The following is a 9,893-nucleotide window of genomic DNA, read 5'->3' as shown; positions in this document are numbered from 1 at the left end:
AAGCTGGGAGAAAAGGGCTTGGTTAGATATCCCGGAACTATAAATTAACAAACCCATGAAAAAAGTAGCCTTAGTCACGGGGGGATCCCGTGGAATTGGTTTGGGGATTGCGAAATGCCTGGCCAAACAAAATTTTGATCTTGCCATCAACGGCATGCGAAAGGAAGAGGATGTACTTTCCAGTCTTGAAGAATTGAAGGCTTTGGGAGCTGATGTTGTCTATTGCAGGGGAGATGTAGGAAGTGCTGAAGAGAGACAAGGAATCATGGACAAAATCAAGGCCCATTATGGTCGCTTGAATGTCCTGATAAACAATGCAGGCGTAGCACCCAAGGAAAGAAAGGACATTTTGGAAGCCACAGAAGAGAGCTTCGATTATGTGTTGAAAACCAACCTTAATTCAGCTTATTTCCTCTCTCAATTGGCTGCCAATTGGATGATTGAGCAGAAAGGTAAAGCAGAAGATTTTACAGGTTCGATTATCAACGTTTCTTCAATTTCTGCCACTGTCGCTTCAGTAAACCGTGGTGAATATTGTGTCGCCAAAGCCGGAATGAGTATGGCCACCCAATTGTTTGCTGTTAGACTTGGTGAATACAATATTCCTGTATATGAAGTAAGACCGGGAGTGATCGCTACAGATATGACTTCTGGTGTCAAAGAAAAATACGACAAGTTAATTGGTGAAGGACTGATGGTTCAGCCAAGATGGGGATTGCCGGAAGATGTAGGTTTGGCGGTAACAGCCTTAGCTAAAGGTGATTTCCCATATTCTACAGGTCAAGTGATCATGGTAGATGGAGGTTTGACTTTGCCAAGATTGTAAATCGTGCCAAATGGTCGGAGCTTACTCCGGCCATTTGGCCTTTTATATAAATATTTGCGCAGAATCAACCAACAATTGTATATTGTCAATTCAAGATATTAAACCCAATTCAAATGGAAAAAAAGAAATTATACTGGAGAATATGTTGCTTTGCAGCAGTTTTCTTATGCATCATTACCTACACACCCTTGATCATTCCTCAAGGGGTAGCCAAACCTATGTTGGGAGGCGTTCCTTACAGTCTTTGGACAAGTTTTATCATTACCGTATTATTGGTTGTCATTACCTTTATAGGTACTAGGATACATCCGGGCATGCAAAACGAGGAGGACGATTTATGATTTTCTGGGTTTGGGTTTTTGGTCTGATATACGCAGGCATGCTGGTATTTGCTTCTCTCAAGTCTTATAAGAAAGGGAGATCATCTGAGGAATTTATGATGGCCGGTGGTAATATTGGCCTTTCTTTGGGGGTGCTGACCTTTGCAGCAGCACTTTTTAGTACGTTTACCTTTTTAGGAATGCCTGATTTCTTCCGAATCAACGGAATTGGCGCATGGATTTTTCTGGCGGTTTCGGATGGTGCCATGGTATTTGTATTGCTTTGGTTTGGTTACGAAATTCGTAAAAAAGTCAGAGGAATGGAGTTTAGAGGAGTGTCAGGGCTGATTTCCCGTTGCTATGACAATAAATTGGCAGGTTACACCTTCTTCCTTAGTGCCTTTTTGTTCTTGATTCCTTATGTTGGGATCCAAATTCAAGGGATTGCCATATTTATGGATGCGGCTTTCCCGGAATCATTGCCGGCATGGGGATGGTCCTTGGGGATTGTATTGATCATGTTGACTTATAGTGAAATTGGAGGTCTAAAGGCAATTATTTTTAGTGATGCCATTCAAGGCGTGCTTTTGCTAGCCGTCATTTGGATCATCGGATGGGTTTGCTTGGATCACTTTGGAGGTATTGGACCAATGTTCGAAAAAGTAGGAACCGTAAAAGAAGAACTACTTTCAACGCCTGGTCCTCAAGGTTTGTTAACCCCACAGTTTCTACTTGCATCGCTTATTGCAATTTTGATGATACCGGTTACTCAGCCTCAATTTACGACGAGAATTGTGGTAATGAAAAGCATGAACACGATGAAATTGATGGCGGTCTCATTGGGAGCTTTTGCTATATTGGTGATTCTTCCTACAGTTTTTATCGGAATGTATGGAGCCGACCTCTATGGAGAATTAGGTAGAGATGAGTTCTTTGCCAACGCTTTTCTTAAAGATCAGCATGATGCGGTTGCCGCTTTGGCCATTATAGGATTGATTGCCGCCGGATTATCCACTACCAATGCCATGATTTTTGCCATGGGTTCTGAGTTGAGGGGACTGCTTACAGGTGCGGAGAAAGTAATTATGAATCGAACTAAAATAGGAATATTCGTTTTCTCAACCATTGCTTTTATCTTTTCAATCATCGTTTTTGATCAGTTGGTATTGCTGGCAAGGGTGAGTTTTGCCGGAACAGGAATTATGGGACCAATGATTTTATTGGGGATTTTAAGTGATAGAAAAATTTCCCCGGTTATGATTTATTTGTCTTTAGGTGGATTGGCCATATTCTTACTTTCTTTGGGAGGTATAATTCCAAGCATGTATTTTGGTTATCGTCTAGACTTATTGTTATTTATAATTCTTGGAATTTCTGCTGTAGGAAGTTACCTGAGCAGTGAAAAGCGTGTGGTTTCTGACACTAAAGTCAATGAATAATTAAAACTATAAATGGATATACCTCTTGATTGAATAGCAATCTAAGGAATCCAATCAAATATTTATTACGCCTCTGCTTTGAAAAATGCAGGGGCGTATTTATTTAATACCATTTAAAAATTATAAAAAAACTACAAAAAGTAGATTGGTCTTTTAACTAAACCATATACTTTTTGTAGTCCATTTAACTAAATAATGGAATTCAATATTGATTGAGTATCAATTAATATTCACCCATTTTTCGCTATTGTCAGATTCAAAAATAGCTTGTAAAACCTTAGTATTGGCTTTGGTGTTTTCCAAGGTGACCGGCACCTCGGTATCTTCTAAAATTGCCTTGGAGAAATCAATGGCTTGTTCTGTGTATTGATTACTCACCGGAAGAACAATCTTTTCTGCATTGTCTTTAGAAAAGTCCCCCTCATGGATATATATTTCATTGGGTTGATCCGAAGGTGCATTAAAAGGGATCCTTACCTCTAATATTTTTTTCTCACCAAAAAACAGCATCCGCTGATATGGGGTCAATTGTGTACTGATGGTGAAGGTCATTTGGATTTCATGGAAATCTAATAGAACAGAACCTATTTTATCGGTTCTAAACTGAGGATCATATTCCAGCATTGAAACCAATCTTCCAGGCTCTTTTTCTAAGACAAACCTAGAGGTAAAAACAGGATAGCATCCAATGTCCCAAACGCCTCCGCCTCCCATTTCTTCGATATTTCTGATGTTGTCTTTGTCATCATTAAAATAACTAAAAAATCCTTGTACCGCTTTTATTTTACCCAGATAACCACTTTTTACCAATTCTCTGGCTTTTATCCACTGAGGATTTGAGGCCACCATAAAAGCCTCACCAACTTTTACATTGTATTTATTTCTTGCAGCGATAAGTCCGTCGAGCTCCTCATGATTCAATGCAAAAGGTTTTTCGCAAAGGACATGCTTTCCTGCTTCAATACACTTTAGCGTCAGCGGTACATGCATGTCATTTGGCAGTGGGTTGTATATGACATCTATTTCCGGATCATTGATAAGCTCCTCATAAGAACCATAAGTCTTTGGTATACCCAGACTTTTTGCTGTTTCTTGTGCCCTTTCCAAGTTTCTGGATGCAATGCCGTAAACTTCATACAAATCACTGTTTGCCATTGCAGGAATGACCTTTTCTCTGGCGATTTTGGCAGTACTAAGTACTCCCCACTTCAATTTTTTTTTCATTGATATTTGAGTTTAAAGACAATTTAAAGTAAATATCCCCTAAGCGTAAGGGAGCGTTTGCTATAGCAATTTACTATTAATGTGAAGCAAAGCCAAAATCAGAAAGGCTTCTTTGATGAATCTACAATTAATGGGCATGCTTGAGCTGTAAATATACCTTTCCATTTAGTTTGCTGATTGCTGAATTATTATCGCCACATTTGCCCAAGGCTAAAATGCGTTATTGCCAGGTTTTCAGATGGACAATAAATTGTCGTCCCTAGATTATTTCATTGAAAAATGAATTTTAGACTTATTCATTCAAATAATTTTTTACATTTGTTACAAGTAAAAGTCTTGAGTCAATTTTGCCCAAAATTTATAACTAATTCAATAAAGATATTTTTAATTTTCCCCTCCATAAAGATTTCGCGATCCATGGAGGGGTTTTTTGTGAGCAAATTTAGTTAAGACAAATCGTTTCATATTAAATTAAGAACGCATGAAAATTGAACACATCGCTTTTAATGTAAAACATCCTCTTGAAGTATCGGATTGGTATGAGGAGCATTTGGGTATGAAGGTGGTAAAAAAAATGACCACTTCCCCCTACATGATATTTTTATCTGATGACAGTGGGAAAGCAATGATAGAACTGTACAATAATCCTGCTGCTGAAATATTGGATTATGCGAACCAGGATCCTTTAATGGTACACTTGGCTTTCGTTTCTGAAAAACCGGAAGAAGAAAAGGAAAGGTTACAAAAAGCAGGTGCTGTCCTTGTAAGTGACGATACTTTAGAAGACGGTACCCGATTACTAATGATGAGAGACCCTTGGGGACTTGCCATTCAATTTTGCAAAAGGGCAAATCCAATGCTGAAATAAAAGATTTCGCTTCCAAAAGACGGTGGTAATATAAAACAAGAAAGTCTGCTTGTCAATAATTGATAGCAGACTTTCTTGTGCATAAATGCCAATCAAGGAGTCAAAGTTCTTCAATTCTTGAAATTGATTAGCCCCTTACTTTCAATAATTATAAATGAGGGTGTAATATTTTTTTAAAAAAGTCACTTTTTCAGGACAAAAGAAAAAAAGAATACGTAGAGTCTATAAAGCCAATCTTATTTCATCGAAATGAAAAGTAAATTATTGTTCTTACCGGATGTTCTTTTGCTATTGTTTATATGCTTGTCATGTGAACGGAATGAGTTTCGACATTCCGAATTAAATAGTGATGGTGAAAAAACAGTTCTTTCAGTTAAAAATAAACCCATTGCAAGCGATCAAAATGCGCAAGAAAAAAGTTGGAAAAAAATACAGGATACCTATTTGAAGCATCTGGCAGGTTTAAAAGTTAAGATGTTGAAAGATTAGTTGGTGAACTTTTTAATCTTCTTTTTGGTAAAGGTAAGTGTTCGGCGCTTACCTTTTTTTATGGCCTAATAATATTGTTTTTACCTTTCCTTAAATCTTATATTTGAATTGAACATGTTTTTCTTTACTTTGTTTGGTGATTAGGCGGATTAGCCAAAACCATAATTATGATCAGTAAAAAAAACGTATTAATAGTATTATCATCTGCATTTGTTTTAGGGTTATTATGGTGGATTGTTCGTGTAGTACCCTTAGAGAATAAGCATCAATATATTCCTCAGGTAATGCTGGGAGAAAGGATCGATTTTAATCGTGACATTCGACCTATAATTAATAATAAATGCATTGCTTGCCATGGAGGCGTGAAACGTTCCGGGGGCTTCAGTTTATTATTTGAAGAGGAAGCATTGGAAGTCAATGAATCGGGTGAAAGGGCAATCGTTCCGGGGAATGTCAAGAAAAGTGAGCTCATTCAAAGAATTACCCATAGAAATCCTGAGTATCGCATGCCTCTGGAAGAGGAACCACTTTCTGATGAAGAGGTGGCTTTGTTTTCCCGGTGGATCAACCAAGGTGCCCAATGGGAGGATCATTGGGCTTATAAAGCACCTGAAAAACCTGATGTTCCCAATACAGATGAAGGGTGGGCAAAAAATGAAATAGATCATTTTATTAAAGCTAAGCTGGAAGAAAAACAACTGAGCCCTAATCCCATTTCGGACAAACAGTCTTTATTAAGAAGGCTAAGCTTGGATATCACAGGCTTGCCTCCCAGTCTTAAAGAAATGCAAGATTTCCTGAATGACAATTCAGACAATGCTTATGAAAAGGCTGTGGACAGTTTATTGGCTTCACCTGCTTATGGGGAACGCTGGGCTGCCATGTGGATGGACTTGGCCAGGTATGCTGACTCAAAAGGCTATGAAGCAGATCGGCCAAGGGAAATTTGGAAATACCGAGATTGGCTTATAAATGCATTCAATGCAAATATTCCCTACGATCAATTTGTAATGGACCAATTGGCAGGAGATTTAAAACCCGATGCTATTGACCAGGATTTTATCGCTACCGCTTTTCACCGCAATACAATGAACAATGATGAAGGGGGCACAGACAATGAAGAATTTCGGGTAGCCGCTGTATTAGATAGGGTAAATGCCACATGGACGGTATTACAAGGAACTACCATGGAATGTGTCCAATGTCATAGCCATCCCTATGACCCTATTCGCCACGAAGATTATTACCGTAGTATGGCGTTTTTTAATCAATCGGCAGATGCTGATGTTCCCAGTGAGTCACCTGTTTTGATAAGCTATAAGGAGGAAGATGATCTGGAGAAATTAGCTCAAATTAAAAATTGGGCGAATGAACATGGTGAGGAGGGAAGAAAGGGCAAGTATTACACCCAACTGCTTAGGTTGGGGGTGCCCAAACTCTATGCACATTATTTTTATCAAATGGACAAAGGCCTGCCCATTCAGGGAACGGCTACTTTTAAGGTGAATGAGAAAGTATATGCATTCACTAAAGGCCTTTCATTTGAAGGAGAAGATCGGTTGGTATTTAAGACAAGGACCAATGGGGATGAGGGGAAGATTACTTTTCGTTTAGACAGTATCAATGGTACTGAAATTGGAGCATGGAAGGTAAAGGCAAGGTTCAAAAAGGAATTTAATGAGGAGGAAAATAAGGAGGTAACCTATTACCTGAATGAGGTAATTACATTGCCCATAAAACCTATAATAGGAAAGCATGATCTGTACCTTGTGTGGGAAGGAAAAGATGAGGTAGAGCAAACGAGCACCTTTGAATGGTTGATGCTTCATCATGCTTTGCCGGGTGGGGATAAAGAAAATTACCCTGAAATTGAACAAGCCATGTATTCGCTTTTTAATTCTGAAAAAGAGAAGGAGACAACCCCTGTAATGGTTGACCTTCCTGCTAATCACCAAAGGATTTCTAGGGTGTTTGAGAAAGGGAGCTGGATGGTGCCCGGAGATGAGGTAATTGTGGGCGTTCCGGAGATTTGGAATCCTTTTGATAAGTATGAAGAAAACCGTATGGGTTTGGCACAGTGGATGTTTAGTGAGGAAAATCCACTTACGGCTAGGGTCATGGTAAACCGAATTTGGGAACAGTTTTTCGGTAGAGGGATTGTATCCTCCTTGGAGGATTTTGGTTCCCAGGGATTTGCCCCCACACATCCTGAATTACTTGATTGGCTGGCAATCAAATTTATGGAGGACCTCAAATGGGACATGAAGAAATTGATGAAAGCGATTGTCATGTCAGCTACCTACAGGCAGTCATCCCATTATACTCAGGAAGCCAAAGAGAAAGATCCTTTAAACGAGTGGCTGGCTAGAGGGCCCCGATTGAGGCTGAATGCTGAGCAAGTAAGGGACCAATCACTCGCAGTATCCGGGTTACTCAGTAAAAAAATGCTTGGAAAAAGTGTGATGCCCGAACAGCCGGAAGGAATTTGGCAAGTGGTTTACAGTGGAACAAAATGGGAAACCAGCAAAGGAGATGATAAATACAGAAGAGCATTGTATACCTTTTGGAGACGAACCAGTCCCTATCCATCCATCATATCCTTTGATGCCCCCAGCAGGGAGTTTTGCTTACCCAAAAGAATAGCAACCAATACACCGCTTCAGGCTTTGGTGACGTTAAATGATCCTGTTTATCTGGATGCTGCAGTAGCTCTTGGTAGAAGAGTGTTGAAAAACGAAGCGGCTGATGTGGATAAGCAACTTTCCTTACTTTATAGTTATGCAATGATAAGGGGAATTAGTGAAGAAAAGTTGGAAGACTTAAAAGATGTTTACCATCAAACTGAAACTTATTTCGAAAACAGCCCTGAGGAGATTTGTAAATTAACAGGGGAAGAGGACAAAGCATTGGCAGTGTTTACAGTAATGGCCAATGTGGTAATGAATTTGGACGAATTTCTGATGAAATCATGAGTAAAAGAATTGATTTAACGAGTGAATATCAATATAGGGAACTGCAAAGCCGGACGAGAAGACACTTTATCAAACAGTGTACCACCGGTTTGGGTGGAATTGCTTTGGGAAGTTTATTGGGTTGTGGAAGAAGCAATCCTACAAATACTCAGGCAGATATAGAAGCCTTTGTTCGCAAGCAGGTTCCTCATTTTGCACCCAGTGCCAAGCGGATCATATACCTGCACATGGCCGGAGCACCTTCTCAGTTAGAGCTGTTTGATTACAAACCTGAGTTGGCCAAATTGGATGGGAAAGATTGCCCCCAGTCTCTCTTGGAAGGCAAGAAATTTGCCTTTATTCAAGGTGTACCTAAGATGTTGGGACCCCAAGCTGAATTCTCACCCAGAGGGAATTCAGGGATGATGGTTTCCGACAATTTGCCCCATTTTTCAACCATAGTGGATGATGTGTCTTTGATTAAAACCATGCACACAGACCAATTTAACCATGCGCCTGCACAATTGCTTTTGCAAACAGGATCACCACGACTCGGACGTCCAAGTATGGGAAGCTGGGTTACCTATGGCCTAGGTTCCGAAAATGAAGATTTGCCGGGTTTTATGGTTTTGGTTTCAGGAGGAAATACCCCTGATGCAGGAAAATCAGTCTGGGGAAGTGGGTTTTTGCCTTCTGTCTATCAAGGCGTGCAATGTCGCTCGGAAGGTGACCCGGTACTCTATGTTTCCAATCCTTCCGGAATAGATGGAAACCTTAGAAAGCAAACCATAGATGCCATCAACCAAATCAATGAGAAAGAATACAAAGAATTTGGAGATCCTGAGACCCTGACCAGAATTTCTCAATATGAAATGGCTTACCGCATGCAAACCTCTGTTCCGGAGGTAATGGATATCAAAGATGAACCTGAATATATCCATGAAATGTATGGGACTGAGCCCGGAAAGACTTCTTTTGCCAATAATTGTCTGCTAGCCAGGAGGCTAATTGAAAAGGGTGTTCGTTTTGTTCAATTGTTTGATTGGGGCTGGGACATGCATGGCGTACAAGAGAGAGAAGCATTGGACACCGGCCTACCAATTAAATGTAAGCCCATAGATAAGGCCATGACAGCCTTGGTCAAAGACTTGAAACAAAGAGGTTTGCTTGATGATACCCTGGTTGTTTGGGGAGGAGAATTTGGGCGCACGCCTATGCAAGAAAATAGGGGAGGAAAAGAGTGGCCATTTAAAGGCAGAGATCATCATACAGAAGCTTTTCCGGTATGGATGGCCGGCGGTGGTGTAAAAGGTGGTTTTACCCTTGGAGAAACCGACGAAATAGGTTATTATGGTATTCAGGATAAAGTTCATGTCCATGATTTGCAGGCTACCATTCTGCATTTAATGGGTATGGATCATGAAAAGTTCACCTATTTTGCACAGGGAAGAGATTTTAGATTGACGGACGTGTCCGGTAAAGTAGTTAGTAAAGTTATCGCATAAATTAAATGGAACAAGGATCAGATATTATTATTTTCTTCGGCAGGTTTCACCCCCTGTTTTTACACTTACCCATTGGCTTTTTAGCCTTGGGATTTCTAATGGAGATTCTATCCCGTAGAGATCAGTTTTCGTATCTGAAACCTGCTGTGGGTTTTGTTTTGGCCCTTGGCGCATTGTCTGCACTGCTCACCGCTGTGCTGGGCTTAATGTTGGCCCAAGCCGGAGACTATGGAGAGGACCTTTTGTTTATTCACAAATGGGCAGGGATTTT

At 40.1% G+C, this 9,893-nt stretch carries 8 protein-coding genes and 1 pseudogene; 8 read left to right on the top strand and 1 reads right to left on the bottom strand.

What is annotated here, in order from left to right:
- Positions 1 to 55 precede the first annotated feature (55 nt).
- From AAC037_RS11110 to AAC037_RS11100, 3 genes are all read left to right on the top strand, one after another.
- Positions 56 to 826, top strand: coding sequence for a 3-ketoacyl-ACP reductase (locus AAC037_RS11110; protein ID WP_339903059.1), 771 nt, complete (start codon positions 56 to 58; stop codon positions 824 to 826).
- A 113-nt stretch (positions 827 to 939) separates the two neighbouring features.
- Entirely contained in the window at positions 940 to 1,167 is a 228-nt protein-coding gene (locus tag AAC037_RS11105) for a hypothetical protein (protein WP_339903058.1), read from the top strand.
- Positions 1,164 to 2,585: a sodium:solute symporter family protein gene (locus AAC037_RS11100; protein ID WP_339903057.1), complete on the top strand. Its 1,422-nt coding sequence runs from the start codon at positions 1,164 to 1,166 to the stop codon at positions 2,583 to 2,585. Before AAC037_RS11105 ends, AAC037_RS11100 begins: the two co-directional genes overlap by 4 nt.
- A 219-nt stretch (positions 2,586 to 2,804) precedes the next feature.
- On the opposite strand, the gene AAC037_RS11095 is transcribed toward AAC037_RS11100, so the two are convergent.
- Complete coding sequence (locus tag AAC037_RS11095) at positions 2,805 to 3,809, bottom strand: Gfo/Idh/MocA family oxidoreductase (protein WP_339903056.1); 1,005 nt, start codon at positions 3,807 to 3,809, stop codon at positions 2,805 to 2,807.
- Between the two features lie 481 nt (positions 3,810 to 4,290).
- Between AAC037_RS11095 and AAC037_RS11090 the strand changes: the two genes are divergently transcribed.
- From AAC037_RS11090 to AAC037_RS11070, 5 genes and pseudogenes are all read left to right on the top strand, one after another.
- Positions 4,291 to 4,677: a VOC family protein gene (locus tag AAC037_RS11090; protein ID WP_339903055.1), complete on the top strand. Its 387-nt coding sequence runs from the start codon at positions 4,291 to 4,293 to the stop codon at positions 4,675 to 4,677.
- 249 nt (positions 4,678 to 4,926) lie between these two features.
- Positions 4,927 to 5,166, top strand: a complete 240-nt coding sequence (locus AAC037_RS11085) for a hypothetical protein (protein WP_339903054.1) — start codon at positions 4,927 to 4,929, stop codon at positions 5,164 to 5,166.
- Between the two features lie 167 nt (positions 5,167 to 5,333).
- Positions 5,334 to 8,138 (top strand): DUF1553 domain-containing protein, encoded by a 2,805-nt coding sequence (locus AAC037_RS11080; protein ID WP_339903053.1) that lies wholly within the window; start codon positions 5,334 to 5,336, stop codon positions 8,136 to 8,138.
- On the top strand, positions 8,135 to 9,622 hold the full coding sequence (locus AAC037_RS11075) for a DUF1501 domain-containing protein (RefSeq protein WP_339903052.1): 1,488 nt from the start codon (positions 8,135 to 8,137) through the stop codon (positions 9,620 to 9,622). Before AAC037_RS11080 ends, AAC037_RS11075 begins: the two co-directional genes overlap by 4 nt.
- A 5-nt stretch (positions 9,623 to 9,627) precedes the next feature.
- Positions 9,628 to 9,893 (top strand): annotated as a pseudogene (locus AAC037_RS11070) (hypothetical protein); the annotation flags it as partial.

Origin of the sequence: uncultured Cyclobacterium sp. (assembly GCF_963976465.1) — a bacterium.
In the GTDB taxonomy this organism is placed as follows: domain Bacteria; phylum Bacteroidota; class Bacteroidia; order Cytophagales; family Cyclobacteriaceae; genus Cyclobacterium.
This window is presented reverse-complemented; position numbering and strand designations above follow the sequence as displayed.

What these genes read in the sequence shown, in the direction of transcription:
- AAC037_RS11110 (WP_339903059.1), top strand. Translation starts at nt 56, where the DNA reads ATGAAAAAAGTAGCCTTAGTCACGGGGGGATCCCGTGGAATTGGTTTG.
- AAC037_RS11105 (WP_339903058.1), top strand. Translation starts at nt 940, where the DNA reads ATGGAAAAAAAGAAATTATACTGGAGAATATGTTGCTTTGCAGCAGTT.
- AAC037_RS11100 (WP_339903057.1), top strand. Translation starts at nt 1,164, where the DNA reads ATGATTTTCTGGGTTTGGGTTTTTGGTCTGATATACGCAGGCATGCTG.
- AAC037_RS11095 (WP_339903056.1), bottom strand. Translation starts at nt 3,809, where the DNA reads ATGAAAAAAAAATTGAAGTGGGGAGTACTTAGTACTGCCAAAATCGCC.
- AAC037_RS11090 (WP_339903055.1), top strand. Translation starts at nt 4,291, where the DNA reads ATGAAAATTGAACACATCGCTTTTAATGTAAAACATCCTCTTGAAGTA.
- AAC037_RS11085 (WP_339903054.1), top strand. Translation starts at nt 4,927, where the DNA reads ATGAAAAGTAAATTATTGTTCTTACCGGATGTTCTTTTGCTATTGTTT.
- AAC037_RS11080 (WP_339903053.1), top strand. Translation starts at nt 5,334, where the DNA reads ATGATCAGTAAAAAAAACGTATTAATAGTATTATCATCTGCATTTGTT.
- AAC037_RS11075 (WP_339903052.1), top strand. Translation starts at nt 8,135, where the DNA reads ATGAGTAAAAGAATTGATTTAACGAGTGAATATCAATATAGGGAACTG.